This window comes from Bacteroides sp. RTP21281st1_H5_RTP21281_210402, from assembly GCF_040918965.1.
GTDB classification, from domain to species: domain Bacteria; phylum Bacteroidota; class Bacteroidia; order Bacteroidales; family Bacteroidaceae; genus Bacteroides; species Bacteroides congonensis.
Map to the genome: position 1 here is coordinate 83,256 of NZ_JBCOWR010000018.1, position 18,935 is coordinate 102,190.

15 protein-coding genes are annotated in these 18,935 nt (G+C 42.8%); 7 read left to right on the plus strand and 8 right to left on the minus strand.

What is annotated here, in order from left to right; genetic code table 11:
- The first annotated feature begins 3 nt into the window (after nucleotides 1–3).
- Nucleotides 4–1,521, plus strand: coding sequence for a S41 family peptidase (locus AB5443_RS21075; RefSeq protein ID WP_277135379.1), 1,518 nt, complete (start codon nucleotides 4–6; stop codon nucleotides 1,519–1,521).
- 1 nt (nucleotide 1,522) lies between these two features.
- A complete protein-coding gene (locus AB5443_RS21080) occupies nucleotides 1,523–2,692 on the plus strand; it encodes a thioredoxin-like domain-containing protein (protein ID WP_368114336.1) in 1,170 nt (389 codons plus the stop codon).
- Between the two features lie 93 nt (nucleotides 2,693–2,785).
- On the opposite strand, the gene AB5443_RS21085 is transcribed toward AB5443_RS21080, so the two are convergent.
- Nucleotides 2,786–3,460, minus strand: coding sequence for a rhomboid family intramembrane serine protease (locus AB5443_RS21085; RefSeq protein WP_195405953.1), 675 nt, complete (start codon nucleotides 3,458–3,460; stop codon nucleotides 2,786–2,788).
- Between the two features lie 214 nt (nucleotides 3,461–3,674).
- Between AB5443_RS21085 and AB5443_RS21090 the strand changes: the two genes are divergently transcribed.
- Genes AB5443_RS21090 through AB5443_RS21100 form a run of 3 tightly spaced genes read left to right on the plus strand, consistent with a single transcriptional unit; the run spans nucleotide 3,675 to nucleotide 8,385 of the window.
- Nucleotides 3,675–5,612, plus strand: a complete 1,938-nt coding sequence (locus AB5443_RS21090; protein WP_368114335.1) for a glycogen debranching enzyme N-terminal domain-containing protein — start codon at nucleotides 3,675–3,677, stop codon at nucleotides 5,610–5,612.
- Nucleotides 5,613–5,629: 17 nt separating this feature from the next.
- Nucleotides 5,630–6,895, plus strand: a complete 1,266-nt coding sequence (locus AB5443_RS21095) for a glycosyltransferase family 4 protein (protein ID WP_073347781.1) — start codon at nucleotides 5,630–5,632, stop codon at nucleotides 6,893–6,895.
- Nucleotides 6,896–6,912: 17 nt separating this feature from the next.
- The gene (locus tag AB5443_RS21100; RefSeq protein ID WP_195662997.1) at nucleotides 6,913–8,385 is read left to right on the plus strand and encodes a glycoside hydrolase family 57 protein; all 1,473 of its coding nucleotides are present in this window, start codon (nucleotides 6,913–6,915) and stop codon (nucleotides 8,383–8,385) included.
- A 161-nt stretch (nucleotides 8,386–8,546) separates the two neighbouring features.
- Here AB5443_RS21100 and AB5443_RS21105 read toward each other — a convergent pair whose 3' ends face one another.
- Together AB5443_RS21105 and AB5443_RS21110 are read right to left on the minus strand one after the other, a co-directional pair.
- Complete coding sequence (locus AB5443_RS21105; protein ID WP_368114334.1) at nucleotides 8,547–10,253, minus strand: DUF4270 domain-containing protein; 1,707 nt, start codon at nucleotides 10,251–10,253, stop codon at nucleotides 8,547–8,549.
- A gap of 21 nt (nucleotides 10,254–10,274) precedes the next feature.
- Nucleotides 10,275–11,114: a glycogen/starch synthase gene (locus AB5443_RS21110; protein WP_044655046.1), complete on the minus strand. Its 840-nt coding sequence runs from the start codon at nucleotides 11,112–11,114 to the stop codon at nucleotides 10,275–10,277.
- A gap of 142 nt (nucleotides 11,115–11,256) precedes the next feature.
- Here AB5443_RS21110 and panC point away from each other — a divergent pair, with 142 nt between their 5' ends.
- Complete coding sequence (gene panC / locus AB5443_RS21115; protein WP_022136458.1) at nucleotides 11,257–12,102, plus strand: pantoate--beta-alanine ligase; 846 nt, start codon at nucleotides 11,257–11,259, stop codon at nucleotides 12,100–12,102.
- A gap of 18 nt (nucleotides 12,103–12,120) precedes the next feature.
- Nucleotides 12,121–12,474 (plus strand): aspartate 1-decarboxylase, encoded by a 354-nt coding sequence (gene panD, locus AB5443_RS21120; RefSeq protein WP_004301789.1) that lies wholly within the window; start codon nucleotides 12,121–12,123, stop codon nucleotides 12,472–12,474.
- Between the two features lie 104 nt (nucleotides 12,475–12,578).
- On the opposite strand, the gene AB5443_RS21125 is transcribed toward panD, so the two are convergent.
- The 5 genes from AB5443_RS21125 to rplU all read right to left on the minus strand — a co-directional run bounded on the left by AB5443_RS21125 (nucleotide 12,579) and on the right by rplU (nucleotide 18,418).
- Nucleotides 12,579–14,870, minus strand: coding sequence for a bifunctional dihydroorotate dehydrogenase B NAD binding subunit/NADPH-dependent glutamate synthase (locus tag AB5443_RS21125; protein ID WP_277135374.1), 2,292 nt, complete (start codon nucleotides 14,868–14,870; stop codon nucleotides 12,579–12,581).
- Nucleotides 14,871–15,015: 145 nt separating this feature from the next.
- Nucleotides 15,016–16,227 (minus strand): glucose/galactose MFS transporter, encoded by a 1,212-nt coding sequence (gluP, locus tag AB5443_RS21130; RefSeq protein WP_022136460.1) that lies wholly within the window; start codon nucleotides 16,225–16,227, stop codon nucleotides 15,016–15,018.
- A gap of 138 nt (nucleotides 16,228–16,365) precedes the next feature.
- Complete coding sequence (serS, locus tag AB5443_RS21135; RefSeq protein WP_073347785.1) at nucleotides 16,366–17,640, minus strand: serine--tRNA ligase; 1,275 nt, start codon at nucleotides 17,638–17,640, stop codon at nucleotides 16,366–16,368.
- A gap of 174 nt (nucleotides 17,641–17,814) precedes the next feature.
- A complete protein-coding gene (rpmA, locus tag AB5443_RS21140) occupies nucleotides 17,815–18,078 on the minus strand; it encodes a 50S ribosomal protein L27 (RefSeq protein WP_044657263.1) in 264 nt (87 codons plus the stop codon).
- 22 nt (nucleotides 18,079–18,100) lie between these two features.
- A complete protein-coding gene (rplU, locus tag AB5443_RS21145; protein ID WP_277135373.1) occupies nucleotides 18,101–18,418 on the minus strand; it encodes a 50S ribosomal protein L21 in 318 nt (105 codons plus the stop codon).
- Between the last annotated feature and the right edge of the window lie 517 nt (nucleotides 18,419–18,935).

Sequence of the window (18,935 nt, forward strand, 5' to 3'; positions counted from 1 at the left end):
AGTATGAGAGCAATATTGTTTGGAATACTGTTGGGGGGAGTTTGCTGTAACCTGAAGGCACAGTCTACCCCAGAGGAGAAGCTGATGCAGACATTGTATGCGATTACCAATCTTTATGTAGATTCTATTCCGAAAGAGGCGTATATCAACCATACCATTGCGGAAATGGTGGGAAAACTGGATCCCTTTTCTGAATATTTGCCTCCTGTGGAGTTAAAAGGTAATGAGCAGGCATTGGGTGGTATGGCAGCTTTTGCGGGAGTCGGAATGGAAGGGGCCTGGAAAGACGGGCATTTTTATGTGTCTTTTGTGGAAAAGAAGGGAAGTGCTTGGGGGCAAGGTATCCGTGCCGGAGATGAAATCCTGTCAGTAGATGGGAAAGCAGTGGAACAATTGCAGAATGGACAGATTTTCCGTTTATTGAATGGTGAAGAGGGGAGTGTGGTCAATTTGCAAATCAAGCGTGGAAAAAAGCCGCCTTTTGAACGGAAGATAGTTCGTACTTATATACCATCTTCCGGTGTGAAATCTGCTTATATGATAGATAGTGAAACTGGCTATCTTTCAATCTCTGTCTTTTCGAAGAATGTAGCGGAAGATTTTCGTAAACAGCTTCAGAACTTACTTCGGCGGGGAATGAAAAATCTGATTCTGGATATCCGGAAGAACGAAGGTGGTCTTTTTGATGAGGCAGTAGCGATAGCAGACGAATTATTAGACGGTAACAAACCGATAGTTTATGCGGATGGCATCCATATGGAAAGGATGACGTTTCAGGCATCTGTCAAAGGACTGTTTGAACAAGGTCGTTTGGTGGTATTGGTAAACGGGCAGACAAAGTCGGCAGCGGAGATTTTGGCGGGTGCGTTGCAAGATTGGGACCGCGGTGTGCTGGTAGGAAGTTCTACTTTCGGAAAAGGAATGATTCAGGACACCTTTCCTTTTGAAGATGGCTCGGCGCTTAGGTTGACGGTGGCGCGTTATTTCACACCAAGCGGACGGTCTATTCAAAAACCTTATGGGAGTGGGCAGTTGTCTGCTCAATCCGGCAAGGCCTATGAGTCTTTGCGTACTCATCGTGTTTTGAAGAGTGAGGGAGGAATTGTGCCGGATATTTTTGTATCTGCCGATACAGTACATTTTACGAGATGGTATAATATGTTGGTGTATAGTGGTGTACAAAAGCAGGTAACACGCGACTATGTTGTAGGTTGCCGGTCGGAGTTGCTGAAAAAGTATAAAACATTCGAAGCTTTTCGGAAAAACTTTGATGGCGGTGCACTGTTGCAGGAAATATGTCGGGTAGCGGAAGAAGCGAATATTGTTTTTTCTGAAGAAGAATATGAAAGGTCAAAAAACTTTTTGCAGGTACAAGTGAAAGCCTTGGTTGCGCGCGAATTGTTCAATGAAAATGAATATTACTATCGCATATTGAACTTTGCGGACCCGTTTGTGCAAAAAGCGTGTGAAATAATGAATACTTCAGAAGATTATCGGATGATTTTAAAAGAGAATAATTGATATGAAATGTATAGTAATGAATATTCTTATGGTATGTGCTTGTCTGTCCTCATGCGGACAGTCTTCAATTTTTAAATTGGAGGCGGATGTGCATACGAATGAGTATGACGGGTTGTATATTTATCTCACTCATACAGATGTCGTTTCGAGAGAGGATGACCTGAAAGTGGATAGTGCGTTGATACGTGATGGACATTTTAGCTTTGAATATCACGTTACCGGTGAACCATTTGTGGCAACATTGGCACTTCCACTCAAGGATGATCATTTTATGTATGGTTTGCCGGATTGTTATTGTATTGTGGAGGAAGGGAATGTGAAACTGGACTATACTCCTTTGGGGACACAATTGAAAGGGGGAGTCCTGAATCAGCAATATGATAACCGGATATTGGCCAAGACTCGGGAAATCAAGAAAAGGAATAATAACATTGTGGCCGAAAGAGATTCTTTGGGTAAACTACGCACTTTGAGTATAGAGGAAATGGATACCTATAATCAACGTATCGGTGCGTTGTATAAAGAGTTGCAACCGGCTCATATCTGTTTTGTTTCTGATTATATCGGGACTGAAGTGGGAGCTTTCTTTTTCTTTTATTATCCGGAGAGCTATTACCCGGCTGAGATATATGCGAAACTATTAGCATCGGTAGATGAGGGTTATCGTCACAAATCGGAATTGAAGAAAGAAAAGGAAAAAGAGGCTGCTGCACATTGGAAGGAATCTGTGAAAATAACAGAGGTCGGCTATCCTTATCGCGACTTTGCCTGCATGGATATAGAGGGGAAGGATGTGAACCTTTCGGATTATATTCACCCGGGTCGTGTGACTTTGGTTGATTTTTGGGCATCCTGGTGTGTGCCATGTGTACAGGAACTTTCTTTCCTGAAATCTCTGTACCAAACTTATCATGAGGAGGGATTGGATATTGTGAGTGTTTCTTTGGATACCAAGAAAAGTGCATGGGAAGCTGCTGTGAAAAAACACCAGATCCCTTGGCCGCAAATCTCCGATTTAAAAGGCTGGAAGGGTACGATAACCAAAGATTATGCTATAAGTGCGATTCCTTTTATCCTTGTTATTGATCGGAAAGGTAAGATTGCGGTCCGTAATTTGCATGATTATAAGTTGGAGAATGCCATAAAAGAGATATTGTCCACAAAGAATTAGTCTGAATTTATGTATTTATAGATAGAAAACTATATTTTGCAGTCGATTATTCCGGTATGAGTGGAACAGGATTCCATTGATACCGGATTTATTTTAAGATATGGTTTGTTCTTCTTGTATAATTTCCTTTTCTTCTTTCAAGATTTCAGATTCTTCTTCTTTCTCGTCTTCTTCCTGTTCATCCGCAAAAGGTTCCGGTCGTTGCGGCCCGTGGTTTATGAAAGTAAAAGCACAGAGCGTACCCATGATTCCGCCGCTTAGATGCCCTTCCCATGACATATTCGCAGGCGAGAAGTAGGGAAACATATGCCATATAATTCCACCATATAAAAAGGTGACAAGTAGGGAAATGGCAATAAGCGGGACATATTTACGGAGAATACCACTGAAAAAGAGAAAAAAGGCAAGTCCGTAGACAAGTCCGCTGGCACCGATGTGCCATCCCGGTTTTCCGATAAGGAAAGTAAGCATGCCGCTGCCAAGCCATATCAGAATAAAAATCTTACCAGCTATTCCCCGGTAAAAGTAAAAAAGACACCAGGAAAGAAAGAATAAAGGAAGTGTATTTGCCAGTAAATGACTGAACCCGCTGTGTATCAACGGATGAGTTAAAATGCCGGTTAAACCTCGCTTCTCCATAGGGTATACCCCCGCGTGAGAGAAGTCCCAGCCCATCCCGACTTCCAGGAACTTGAGTATATATAAGATAAAAATTAGAAACAAAGGCTTTGCTGCAGCCACCATGATACGCTGAATATCTTGCTTCATGACATTCTTTTCTTTAGATATTTTACGCAATACTACGAATATTTGCACAAAAACTGAAAATAAAAAGCCTTTTTATTTTTGTTTTTATCTATAATTTGTACATTTGGGCGTTATACCTGTTATGTATGGTGCTACAGCTATTCGGTATACAATGTGGCGATAAATACAGGTGCGATATAATGACCAATAATTAACCTTTAAATAATGCACAACTATGAGTTATTTACGATTTGACAAGACCCTCATGACGAATCTGGAAGAATCTCTTCAGAGAGAAATTCTCCGGACGAACAAGGCAGGAGCTTATCATTGTACAACGATTGTTGATTGTAACACACGCAAATATCACGGACTGTTGGTAATTCCGGTTCCCAATCTCGACGATGAAAATCATGTGCTGCTATCTTCTCTTGATGAAACGGTAATTCAACACGGTGCAGAGTTTAACCTGGGATTGCATAAATATCAAGGAAACAACTTTAGTCCGAATGGGCACAAGTATATCCGTGAGTTTGATTGTGAGCATATCCCGGCGACAACTTACCGTGTTGGAGGTGTGGTTCTCCGCAAAGAAAAAATCTTTGTACATCATGAAAACAGAATCCTGATTCGTTATACTTTACTTGACGCGCACTCGGCAACGACTTTGCGCTTCCGTCCGTTCCTCGCTTTCAGAAGCGTACGCGAGTATACCCACGAGAATGCACAGGCAAGCCGTGAGTATCAACTTGTGGAAAATGGTATAAAGACTTGCATGTATCCCGGCTATCCGGAACTTTATATGCAGTTGAACAAAAAGTGCGAATTCCATTTCCAGCCCGATTGGTATCGCGGCATTGAATATCCGAAAGAGCAGGAACGCGGGTACGACTTCAATGAGGACCTGTACGTTCCGGGATATTTCGAGGTGGATATCAAGAAAGGAGAGAGTATCGTATTCTCTGCCGGAATTTCAGAAACAACTCCGCGTAAACTGAAACAAACCTTTGAGGCGGAAGTGGCCGACCGTACGCCGCGTGACAGTTTCTACCACTGTCTGAAGAACTCTGCCCATCAATTCCATAACAAACAGGAAGGTGAGCATTATATTCTTGCCGGTTATCCCTGGTTCAAATGTCGTGCACGTGATATGTTTATAGCTTTGCCGGGACTGACACTCGCTCTTGATGAGGTCGACGAGTTTGAAGACGTGATGAAAACGGCGGAAAAGGCAATCCGTAACTTCATTAACGAAGAGCCTGTCGGGTACAAGATTTATGAAATGGAGCATCCTGATGTGTTGCTTTGGGCTGTCTGGGCTTTGCAGCAGTATACAAAGGAGACTTCCCGCGAACAATGCCGTCAGAAATATGGAGAACTCCTGAAAGATATCATGGAATTTATCCGTCAACGGAAACATGATAATCTTTTCTTGCATGAAAACGGACTGCTTTATGCGAATGGTACGGAAAAAGCGATTACATGGATGAATTCTACTGTGAATGGCCATCCGGTGATTCCGCGTACAGGATATATTGTTGAATTTAATGCTTTGTGGTATAATGCACTGCGTTTTGTGGCCGATTTGGTACGTGAAGGCGGTGATGTATATCTGGCAGATGCGCTTGATGCACAGGCAGAAGTGACAGGAAAGTCATTTGTCGATGTATTCCGTAACGAATACGGATATCTGCTCGACTATGTGGATGGTAATATGATGGATTGGAGTGTACGCCCCAATATGATATTTGCCGCAGCATTTGATTACTCTCCGTTAGACCGGGCGCAAAAGAAACAAGTGCTTGATATTGTGACTAAAGAATTGCTGACTCCTAAAGGAATCCGTTCTTTGAGTCCGAAGAGCGGGGGATATAATCCGAATTATGTAGGCCCGCAGGTACAGCGTGACTATGCATATCATCAGGGAACGGCATGGCCTTGGCTGATGGGATTCTATCTGGAAGCTTATCTTCGGATTTATAAGATGAGTGGACTGTCATTTGTCGAACGCCAGTTGATTGGTTATGATGATGAGATGACGAGCCATTGTATTGGTTCCATAGCCGAACTGTTTGACGGGAATCCACCTTTCAGGGGACGTGGCGCTGTGTCATTTGCGATGAATACGGCAGAAATCCTGCGTGTTTTGAAGCTGCTGTCTAAATATTATTAAAGAAAGGAGGAACGAAGATGAAAGTTTTAATGTTTGGTTGGGAATTCCCCCCAAAAATATATGGTGGTCTTGCAGTTGCTTCTTACGGAATAACTAAAGGATTGAGTTTGCAAGGTGATATGGAAACAATTTTCTGTATGCCCAAGCCTTGTGGAGAAGAAGAAAAGTTCTTGAAAATCATCGGTATGAATCAAGTGCCTATCGTGTGGCGTGATGTCAATTATGACTACTTGAAATCCCGTTTGCTGGAGATGTCGCCAGAAGAGTATTACTCTTTCCGTGATCATATCTATGCCGATTTTTCTTATATGCATGTCAATGATTTGGGATGTATGGAGTTTGCCGGTGGTTACCCCGGAAACTTGCATGAAGAAATCAACAATTTCTCCATAATAGCCGGAGTAGTTGCCCGCCAGCAGGAATTTGACATTATTCATGCACACGACTGGTTGACTTATCCTGCCGGTGTACATGCCAAGATGGTAAGCGGCAAACCGCTTTGTATCCATGTGCATGCAACAGATTTCGACCGTTCCCGCGGTAAAGTCAATCCTACTGTTTATTCGATAGAGAAGAATGGTATGGATCATGCCGACTGTATTATGTGTGTGTCCGAATTGACTCGCCGCACGGTTATTAACGAGTATCATCAAGACCCGAGAAAGGTATTTGCCATGCACAATGCCGTTTATCCATTGTCACAGGAACTTTTGGATATTCCGCGTCCCGATCATTCTAAAGAGAAAGTGGTTACTTTCCTCGGACGTATCACCATGCAGAAGGGGCCGGAGTACTTTGTGGAAGCTGCCGCACTTGTATTGAAACGCACCCGTAACATCCGTTTTGTGATGGCAGGTTCGGGCGATATGCTGAATGCCATGATTAATCTGGTGGCAGAGCGGGGCATTGCCGATCGTTTCCACTTCCCGGGTTTTATGAAAGGTAAGCAAGTATATGAGGTCTATAAGAATAGTGATGTATTTGTCATGCCTTCTGTCTCGGAGCCTTTCGGTATCGCTCCGTTGGAAGCTATGCAATGTGGAACGCCTTCCATCATTTCAAAGCAATCGGGTTGTGGTGAAATTCTCGATAAGGTGATCAAGACCGATTACTGGGACATTCATGCGATGGCAGACGCTATCTATTCCATTTGTACCAATCCGTCTCTTTTCCAATATCTTCAGGAAGAAGGGAAGAGAGAGGTTGACGGAATTACGTGGGAAAAAGTCGGCTTGAGAATCCGTGCTCTTTACGAGGATGTGTTAAGAAACTATGGTAAATAACGAAACAATATACAAAAATGAGAACTATCTGTCTTTATTTTGAGATACATCAAATTATACATCTGAAACGCTATCGTTTCTTCGATATTGGTAATGATCATTATTATTATGATGATTATGCGAACGAAATGAGTATGAATGAAGTTGCCGAGCGTTCATATATTCCTGCCCTCAGTACACTGATTGAAATGGTGAAGAATTCGGGCGGTGCTTTCAAAGTTGCGCTTTCTATTTCAGGCGTGGCGTTGGAGCAACTGGAAATTCATGCTCCGGCAGTGATCGACTTGTTGCATCAACTGAATGATACCGGCTGTTGTGAATTCCTTTGCGAGCCTTATTCGCATGGTCTGTCTTCACTTGCTAATGAAGATTGCTTCCGTGAAGAAGTGATTCGTCAGCGTGATAAGATGAAGCAGATGTTTGGCAAGGAACCGAAAGTGTTCCGTAACTCCAGTTTGATTTATTCAGATGAAATCGGTGGTTTGGTAGCTTCTTTGGGATTCAAGGGAATGTTGACGGAAGGTGCCAAGCATGTATTGGGTTGGAAGAGTCCGCACTATGTATATCATTGCAATCAGGCTCCGAGCCTTAAACTTTTGTTGCGGGACTTCAAATTGTCGGATGATATAGGTTTGCGTTTCTCTAATTCGGATTGGGCGGAATATCCTTTGTTTGCAGACAAATATATCAGTTGGATTGATGCACTTCCACAGGAAGAACAAGTTATCAATATCTTTATGGAATTGAGTGCGCTTGGTATGGCTCAACCTTTGTCTTCCAATATTCTCGAATTCCTGAAAGCTCTGCCGGAATGTGCGAAAGCGAAAGGTATAACTTTCTCTACACCGACTGAAATCGTAACGAAGTTGAAATCCGTATCCCAACTTGATGTCGCTTATCCGATGTCATGGGTAGATGAGGAGAGAGATACTAGCTGCTGGTTGGGTAATGTTATGCAGCGTGAAGCTTTCAATAAGTTGTATAGTGTGGCAGAACGTGTTCACTTGAGTGACGACCGTCGTATCAAGCAGGACTGGGATTATTTGCAGGCTAGCAACAACTTCCGTTTCATGACTACGAAAAATACCGGTATTTGGCTGAACCGTGGTATTTATGATTCTCCTTATGATGCTTTCACTAACTATATGAATATTCTCGCTGACTTCATCAAACGGGTGGATTCATTATATCCTTCGGATGTGGATAGCGAAGAACTTAATTCTTTATTGACTACGATTAAGAATCAAGGTGATGAAATAACCGGATTACAGAAAGAAGTTGAGAAATTGCAAGCAAAGGTTGCAAAGGAAGCTGCCGCAAAAAAGACTGTTGCAAAGAAGGCAACCGCGGTTGCTGCTGAACCTGTAGTAAAAGAGTCTGTTGCTAAAGCTGATAAACCTGCCGCCAAGAAAGCTACCGCTAAAAAGGCTGCTGAACCAAAGAAACCGGCTGCAAAAGCTAAGAAAACTACAGCAAAGAAAGAAGGATAAGATAAGTCGCTCTTAATATAAAAAGCCGTGAATCTGATGAAGGTCAAGTTCACGGCTTTTTCATTGTATCATTGTCTTTTGAATATTTCTATAAAATAATAGCGCGAATTACATTCAAGTAATCCGCGCTGATATTTTATAGATGTGTCTCTATTTATTTCTTATTTCGATTTTGTTCCAAAGTTTGTAGAAACAACTTCAAGTTTTAATACATTATTTGGATCCGGCTTACCATCAGCACCTTTTTTACTACCGCCTTTCAAGCGTACATATCCCGGTTTTAAGTCATGTTGTATGCTTATTACATTAGCGGAAGTTCCATAATAACTATTACTTGAAGAAGAATCTTTGGTAACAAGTACGGGGATAAGTACGAACTTATTCCACTCACTATATTCTTCCCATTTTTCGATAGTCGTTGCTGTTTTTGTTTCTTCAACATTAGTTTCCGGATTAATGACTTTAAATGTCATCGGCAATGCATTCTTCGCTGCTTCCCTATCTGCCAAACAATTATTTATCATTTGAGTGATATTGTTGAATGTATATTGGGTAAAGCTAAGTGAATTATCTGCATAGTTGAACAAAGATGAAGTTGTACCATCACTAAGTTGATTCTTTTCAAAGAAAGTATCTTTATACTTTTTGCGTATCAATAAGACACTTCTCGGTTTGGTCATTCCAAATTTCTTCTCACTTGTTTCGTTATAAATAGGAATTCCCAGTTTTACAGCATTCAGAGTGTCTCCTTGTAGCTTTTCCGCTATTTCACTAACAGGAATAGTTACTTGAGTGAAAATACCTGCAGGGCTTTTTATATAAGTCAAATCCGGATTGCTGATGCAGTTCTCCATAGCAGTTTGGTCATTATCCAAACTGTTTGCTTGAATAACTTCGCGGGTGGAGTTAAACATGCGATATCCATAATATGTGGAGTCTTTGCTTTCCCCTTCTTCTACTGCTGCCTTTTTGGGTAATATTTTGCCACTGATAGAGTCTATAGCATAGCATTTATATACTACGTTCATTTGAACCTGATCTATATAGAGTATTGTACCGTCACCATAATCGCTTTTTACGTAGATCCCTTCAAAAGCCTCTTTAAGTGCTTTTCTATCAAAGTTGGCTCCTGATTCATAGGCTTTTCTTATAATCTTTGCACCTATTTCTTTTGCGGCTTCTTCTTTGAAAGATACATGTACACTAGGAACATACGAACTAAGATTGCGAATAGAATCTTTAACTGACAGGTCAACCGCTGTGTAAGCTTTAGTTCCTAACAGGTTTTTGGGATTGTAAAATTCTTCAGGCTTAATATTAGTATAATACGCATTACCCTCATCTAACTCTTTTGCCGCGTCACCTAATTTGTAAACACTTAAACGGGAAGCGGTCAATGAATCTCCGAAATAACTGTCGTACCATAAATAAAGTTCAATTGTGTGGATATTACCTATTATATTACCTTCTTTATCCTTCACAAAAGTAATATCCTTTTTATCCGCTTCATTTCCGCCCGGCCCTACCATCGTTAGAGTAGGTTTGTTTTTGTTGTTGAAAGATGTATTCTTTTCATAATTATATGCTCCGGGAAATGTCGTTCCTTCCACGCAATTCAACTCAGCTAAAAATCCGGCCTGATAAGTACCAAACAGTTCATCAGTAAACTTTCCTACATAGCCGATGTTACTTTTCGCATAAATCTGACCTGCAGGAACGGATTCCGTTGTAACATCATATGTCGTCAGTTGTCCATTAATGTTCTGGTCGCTTCCCGGAAACATTCCCAGTCCCAATCCTGCTGTGTTATCATCACAACCGAAAAAAGTGATTGCCAGTAAAGCGATTAAGGCGTATTTTGCTTTCATGATCGTCGTATCTTGATTTTTTTATTCTTCTTCTTCGTTGTTGGAAGTGGCTTCCCATACCTGATCGTAGAACTCATTGCAGGCTTCTGCATAGTTTTCCGGATCTTGGTAGTCAAGCACCAATTTGCCTGATTGGCGGGCGTATTCAATGATGGATTCATCTACTTTTTCACTGTTCTGAATTATTCCGTCGGAATAATCAACAGCAAGTTTGCAAAGAGCAGCGTAATCTACCGGTTCTTTCAAGTCGCCCAAGTCTTTCTTTGAAATACCTTTCAGCATCAACTTTGTTGCAAAGTCGTCGCTAAGCGTATTCTTGAAGTCGTCTTCATAAACAGAGAAAACTACCTTGGCATCACGGAAAGAAGGTTCATCCTTGTAGGCCTTCTTAATATAAAGAGGAGCCAAAGCCGTCATCCAACCATGGCAATGGATAACATCCGGACACCAACGAAGCTTCTTCACTGTTTCCAGTACGCCACGTGCATAGAAAATGGCACGACTGTCATTATCGTCGTATTCCACGCCATTTTCGTCCGCTGTCTGCATACGGTTCTGGAAATAATCATCGTTGTCGATGAAATATACCTGCATGCGTGCGGATTGGATGGAAGCGACTTTTATAATCAGTGGGTGGTCAGTATCGTCGATAATCAGGTTCATACCGGAGAGGCGGATCACTTCGTGCAGTTGGTTTCTGCGCTCGTTGATGTTTCCCCATTTGGGCATAAATGTTCTGATTTCACGGCCTTTTTCTTGTATCGCCTGTGGAAGGTTTCTACCTATATTGGCCATTTCGGATTCTGAAACGTAAGGTGTAATCTCTTGAGTAATAAATAAAACTTTATTCGCCTTTGTCATAATAACGATAGTTCACTATAATATTCTGCAAAGATACGAAAAAAAAGACACATTAAATAAGATATTCTTTCTTTATGTGGCAAATATTAGTTTATTTTGCAGAGTTTTTGCAAACGAGTAAAACATAAACCAATTGACGAAAATGAAAATAGTGCACACTATCAAGGACTTACAGGCGGAATTGACTGCTCTGAGAGCCCAAGGTGAAACGGTGGGACTGGTTCCTACAATGGGTGCTTTACATGCGGGACATGCATCTCTGGTAAAGCGCAGCGTAAGTGAGAATGGTGTAACTGTAGTGAGTGTTTTTGTAAATCCCACACAGTTTAACGATAAGAACGACTTAGAGAAATATCCGCGTACGTTGGATGCTGATTGCAGCTTATTGGAAGAATGTGGGGCTGCATTTGTATTTGCTCCTTCCGTAAGTGAAATGTATCCCGAACCGGATACCCGCCAATTCAGCTATGCTCCGTTGGATACGGTAATGGAAGGTGCGTTTCGTCCGGGACATTTCAACGGTGTTTGCCAGATTGTCAGCAAGTTGTTTGATGCTGTGCAGCCTGACAAGGCTTACTTCGGAGAAAAAGATTTCCAGCAACTGGCGATTATTCGTGAGATGGTGCGCCAACTGGGATATAAGTTGGAAATCGTAGGCTGTCCGATTGTACGCGAAGAGGACGGACTGGCATTGAGCAGCCGGAATAAGCGTTTATCTGCGCAAGAACGTGAAAATGCTTTAAATATTTCACGCACATTATTTAAAAGTCGTAACTTTGCAGCCACTCACACAGTGAGCGAAACGCTGAAGATGGTGGAAGATGCGATTGAAGCCGCTCCGGGCTTGCGTTTGGAGTATTTTGAAATCGTAGACGGAAATACATTGCAGAAAATAGATAGTTGGGAAGATACCTCTTATGCAGTAGGATGCATCACGGTATTCTGCGGAGAAGTCCGGCTGATTGATAACATTAAATATAAAGAATAACTAAAAAGACGAAACCTTATGATGATTGAAGTGTTGAAGTCGAAAATTCATTGCGCACGTGTCACGGAAGCGAATCTGAACTACATGGGTAGCATCACGATTGATGAAGACTTGCTGGATGCTGCGAACATGATTCCGGGAGAAAAAGTGTATATCGCTGATAATAATAATGGCGAACGCTTTGAAACCTACATTATCAAAGGTGAACGCGGTTCGGGCAAGATTTGCCTGAATGGTGCTGCTGCCCGCAAGGTGCAACCGGATGATATTGTCATCATCATGTCTTACGCATTGATGGATTTTGAGGAAGCCAAGTCGTTTAAGCCGGCTGTTATCTTTCCGGATCCTGCGACGAACAAAGTGGTGAAATAAGAAAGTATCTCTGATATTTTAATAATAAGAAAATCCCCGTTTACTCGATGTAGACGGGGATTTTCTTATCTGTTTTTGGACTGAATTTCAGCCCGTGTATTGCTTTACTTCGCTTGTAATTGCTCGTTCATGGCAGCGGCAGCCTTGCGGCCGTCTCCCATAGCAAGAATCACAGTAGCTCCACCGCGAACAATGTCGCCACCCGCGTAAATCATAGGAATGGAAGATTCCATATTTTCATTAACGGCAATCGTCCCTTTTCGTCCCAATTCCAGTCCCTTGATGGAACTTGGAACAATTGGGTTAGGAGATACACCGACACTTACGATAGCCAAATCAATGTCAATCGTTTCCGTCGCGCCGGGAATAGCTACGGGGCTACGACGTCCGGAAGCATCCGGTTCGCCTAATTCCATCTTTTGCAGGACTACCTGCTTCACGCAACCCTGCTCGTCAGCAATATATTCGATAGGGTTGTGCAGTGTCAGGAATTCCACTCCCTCTTCCTTGGCATGTTTCACCTCTTCGATACGTGCGGGCATTTCTTCTTCCGAACGGCGATAAATAATCATGGCACGTTCAGCTCCCAGACGTTTCGCTGTACGGACGGAGTCCATAGCGGTATTACCGCCACCAATCACAGCTACGTTCTTACCGAAAGCTACCGGAGTGTCAGAGTCTTCGCTGGCAGCATCCATCAAGTTGACGCGGGTCAGATATTCATTGGAAGACATGATATTGATAGAGTTTTCTCCGGGGATATTCATAAAGTTGGGCAGACCGGCGCCGGAAGCCACGAATATACCTTTGAAACCTTCTTCTTTCAGGTCTTCTACACTGATAGTCTTTCCTACGATGCAGTCTTTGACGAAGTTGACCCCCATCTTGGAAAGGTTGTCAATCTCCACATCTACAATCTTGTTAGGCAAACGGAACTCAGGGATACCATATTTCAATACACCGCCAATTTCGTGCAGCGCTTCGAATACGGTTACGTCATATCCGAACTTTGCCATATCACCGGCAAATGCCAATCCGGCAGGCCCCGAACCGATAACAGCTATTTTGATGCCATTCTTATCTGCGATAACAGGAACGGAAATCTGTCCGCTTTCCCGTTCGTAATCGGCTGCAAAGCGTTCGAGGTAACCGATAGCTACCGGCTTTTCGTTCATCTTCAGATGGATACATTTGGATTCACACTGTTTTTCCTGCGGACAAACACGACCGCAAACAGCCGGAAGTGCACTTGTCTCTTTCAGTGTCCTGGCAGCTTCGAGGAATTCTCCACGTTCAATATTCTTGATGAAACGGGGGATGTCTATGCCTACCGGGCAACCTTCCATACATCCCGGATTGGCGCAGTCAAGGCAGCGTTTAGATTCTGTAACCGCTTGCTCTGCTGTCAAGCCTTGGTTTACTTCCTCTTTGCGGCTATGTGAGCGGTATTCCGCGTCAAGTTCGTTCATCTCGACACGGGGAATAGCCGTGCGTTCCTTTGCTTTCATTGATTTACGCAATTCCTGTCTCCAGGCAGCGTTGCGGCTCTTTTCGTCGATTTCTTTGGTAGCTTCACATTCGGGCTGTAACTTGTTCATTTCTTCGCGTTCGATTTTCTTGAACGCACCCATGCGTTTCAGCATTTCGTCGAAATCCACTTGGTGACCGTCAAATTCAGGGCCGTCTACACAAACGAATCTAGTCTTTCCGCCTACGGTGATACGGCAGGCACCGCACATACCTGTTCCGTCTACCATGATGGTATTTAACGAAACATCAGTCGGAATCTCATATTTTTTAGTCAGCAAACAAACGAATTTCATCATGATGGCAGGGCCGATGGCGAAACATTTATCAACCTTCTCGCGTTTGATAACTTCTTCCACGCCTTCCGTTACCAAGCCTTTGCGACCGTATGAACCGTCATCTGTCATAATGATAACTTCGTCAGAGCTTTCGCGCATTTCTTTCTCCAGGATGATAAGGTCTTTGTTGCGTCCTGCCAGTACGGTAATCACACGGTTGCCGGCAGCCTTTAAAGCCTGTACGATAGGGAGCATCGGAGCTACACCTACACCACCACCGGCGCAGACTACTGTCCCGAACTTCTCAATGTGTGTAGCTTGTCCGAGCGGGCCTACTACGTCAGTAATATAGTCACCCTCGTTCAGTTCGCAAAGACGGGTAGAGGACAGCCCGACTTCCTGTATAACCAAAGTGATAGTGCCCTTCTTTACATCGGAACCAGCGATAGTCAAAGGCATACGTTCTCCCTTTTCGCCTACACGTACAATGACGAAGTGTCCGGCCTTGCGGGATTTAGCAATTAGAGGAGCTTCAATTTCAAATTTGAATACTTTCTCCGAAAAACGTTCTTTGCTAATGATTTTGTTCATTATCTAATTAATTTGTTGGTTTTATTACGTAACTGCTAGCAGAATGTTATAAATTTCGGCAAAGATACGGCTTATTTACGAAAAACAAAAAGAAAAGCCACTCTTTTGATGAGTGGCTCTCCATATATGAGTAGATATCCCCTGTTTATTTCGTTCTGATCTTGTATCCGGCTACTCCGTAATATAGGATAAACAGGAAGCAGGGGAGACACAGCCAGTATGCCTGTTGCGGGGTGGCTACGTCTTTCAGCCAACCGTAGAGGGTAGGGATAACGGCTCCGCCGAACATTGCCATGATGAGTAATGACGAGCCTGCTTTGGTAAACTTGCCGAGGTCTGCCATAGCGAGCGGCCACAAAGCCGGCCACATCAGCGAGCATCCCAATGCCATAAACGAGATGAAATAGATAGAAATATGACTTGGTGTGAGTACAACCAGCAGTGAACCGATAATTGCCAGAATGGAGCAAATCTTTAAGGCTGTTGCCTGACTGAGGTATTTGGGGATAAAGATGATACCGCAGATGTAACCGATGACAATACCGATAGGAGCAATCCATGCATAGTTGGCAGCACCTTCCAAGCCGAGTTCTTTGGCATAATCGACCAGTGTGCCGAGTGAAACTGTCTCAACGCCTACATAAAGGAACAAAGCAAGGCAACCCAACAGCAAGTGCGGGAACTGGAAAACGGAAGTTTTACTTGCAGCATATGGACAGGCTTCGGCTTCGTCCTCGCTTTCATCTTCTCCGGCAGCTTTTACTTCGGGCAGCGGTGCGAAGAATGCCATAACACCCAAAGCGACGAAAGCGCAAATGATGATGATAAACGGCTTGCTCAAGTCTTCAATGCCAATCAGGCTGACATCTTTGCCCAGTAACCATACAATGAAGATGGCAGGAATAGGCCACGCCAATTTGTTGCAGATACCCATAATACTGATACGTTTTGCGGCACTGTCCAATGGTCCCAAGATGGTGATATAAGGGTTTACAGATGCTTGCAGATACGCATTGGCGGCTCCGCTAATGAAAGATGCCAACAGGAATAAGGTGAAGCTTTCCTGTGATGCCGATAGGATAAACAGGTAAAATGCCACAGCAAAAATGAAGAAAGACAGTGACATGGTACGTTTGTAACCAATCGCCTTGATAGTAAGCCCGGCAGGATAACCGAATACCAGAAATGGGATAAAGGTTGCAGCGATAATAAGGTAAGATGCCGTGTTTGAGATTCCCAGAGATTTTTGGAGTACGGGAACTAACAATGAATTAATACCTAGTGCGAAACCAATCGCGAAGAACATGATGCCGATGAATGTCAAAGGCAATACAAAACTTTTTGTGTTTTTTGTCATGGGGGTAAATGTGTTAAAAGGTTATGTAAATAATGTTTTCACCACAGATTGCACTGGTTCTCACAAATTTTTCAATAAACACTTGCACGATGCCTTTTTAATTCATCTGTGAAAATCCGTGTAATCTGTGGTGAAAGTTTAGTCTATGATGTCGAAACCGCAGTACGGAACCAATGCTTTCGGAATTCTGATGCCTTCCGGAGTCTGGTTGTTTTCGAGTAAAGCGGCAACGATACGCGGCAATGCCAGTGCCGAACCGTTCAATGTGTGGCAGAGTTCGGTTTTCTTGTCTGCGTTACGATAACGGCATTTCAGGCGGTTCGCCTGATACGTATCGAAATTGGAAACGGAACTTACTTCTAGCCAACGTTTCTGTGCTTCGGAATATACTTCGAAGTCAAAGCAGAGCGCAGCGGTAAAGCTCATGTCACCACCACAAAGGCGAAGAATACGATATGGAAGTTCCAGTTTCTGCAACAGTCCTTCTACGTGATTCAGCATCTCCTGATGAGATTGCTTAGAGTGTTCCGGCTTGTCAATGCGTACCAATTCAACTTTAGAAAATTCGTGCAGACGATTCAGCCCACGTACATCCTTGCCATAAGAACCGGCTTCGCGACGGAAACATTGCGTATATGCACAGTTCATGATCGGCAATTGTTTTTCTTCCAGGATTACATCACGATAGATGTTGGTAACAGGAACTTCTGCCGTAGGAATCAGATATAAATCATCTACTTCGCAATGGTACATTTGTCCTTCCTTGTCGGGAAGCTGTCCTGTTCCATAACCGGAAGCGGCGTTGACTACTGTCGGTGGCATGATTTCAGTATATCCTGATTTGCGTGCTTCGTCGAGGAAGAAATTGATAAGTGCACGTTGAAGTTGCGCGCCTTTACCTTTATATACGGGGAAACCTGCACCTGTGATTTTAACTCCCAGGTCAAAGTCGATTAAGTCATATTTCTTGGCCAGTTCCCAATGAGGAAGTGCGTCTTTGGGAAGTTCGGTTTCCATGCCACCCATTTTTTCTACGACGTTATCTTCGGCGCCTACACCTTCGGGCACTTCATCATAAGGAACGTTAGGGATGGTATAGAGTATATTCTGCATATCAGTTGCAGCCTGTGTCATGACGGCATCCAGTTCCTTGTTGCCTTCTTTCAGTTCGGCGACGCGGGCGCGTGCAGATTCAGCTTCTTCTTTCTTGCCTTCTTTCATGAATTGACCGATAGTGCGCGAAAGCGAGTTAACCTCTGCCAGGTTTTTATCTAATAGATTTTGTGTGCTACGTCTCTTGTCGTTTAGAGCGATCACTTGATCGATTGTTTCTTTTGCATTCTTGAAATGCTTCTTTTCCAGTCCGCGGAGTACCGCCTCTGTGTTTTCTGTAATTTGTTTAATGGTAAGCATATCTATACTTTTTATGAACTTTCTTATTTAAGGCTACAAAGATAAAGAAAAAACGAATAATCGAGCAAGTATATGTGTATTATCTGATACAATGAAGTGAATTTGGTATAAAAAGAAAAGAGATGCAATCCTTTGGATTACATCTCCTTCTCTTAAATATTTTCGGTTGTGCAATTATGCTTCAGTTGCAGGAATGATAGAAACAGATCTTTTGTCTCCTTTGCCTACTTTGAAGTTAACTGTACCATCTACTAAAGCGAAAAGAGTGTGGTCTTTGCCCATTCCCATGTTTTCACCCGGGTGGAATTCAGTACCTCTTTGACGAACGATGATGTTACCTGCTTTGCAAGTTTCGCCACCAAATATCTTAACGCCTAATCTCTTACTTTGTGATTCGCGGCCGTTCTTAGAACTACCGACACCTTTCTTATGTGCCATTTCTTCTTACTTTTTAAAATGATTAAGCTACTACTTCTGTAATTGTTAATTCAGTAAACTGTTGACGGTGACCGTTCAGTTTTTTGTAACCTTTTCTTCTTTTCTTGTGGAAAACAAGAACTTTGTCGCCTTTAACCAAGTTTGATACAACCTGGCAAACAACTTTTGCGCCTTCTACAGTAGGAGCACCTACAGTTACGTTTCCGTCTTTGTCTACCAAAAGAACTTTTTCAAATTCTACTGTTGAACCGTTTTCTGCACCTTCAATGTGGTGAACGAACAATTTCTGACCAGCTTCTGCTTTAAACTGCTGACCGTTAATTTCTACAATTGCGTACATCTTATATATAATGTATAAGTTAGCTCCGGCGGGTGGTCTTTAATCACTTAAAGAGCTCTTTATCGAACCCGTTGCGGAATAATCGGGCACAAAAGTACTGTTTTTATTCAATCCAAACAAATGTTTTCGCTCTTTTTTTATTGTTTTGGGATACTTCTCCCTCTTTCCCATAGTAAAAAATGCATTTTCTCTTTCAACCTATCACCTGATGTTACAAATCATTCATTTATAATGCTTTGCCTGGTGATAGGTTGTGTTTATAACCTATCACCGCATCTATCACCTATCACCCGTTTTTTGCCTTCGCGGAGATGCTTATGCCATTCCCTATGTTTCTATTGACCGGTTTACTATGGCTTTCTACTCTTACATTGCTAGGTGTCGAATGTTTCAAACGTTGGAACAAAGTGTTTCATGCCTTGAAACTGTTAGTTCCAAGTGTAAGCATTCGGCCTTGTGCGTGTTTCTTTCCAAGCTATAATAAAGCCAAAAGCCAGACGTACTTCGTCTGGCTTTT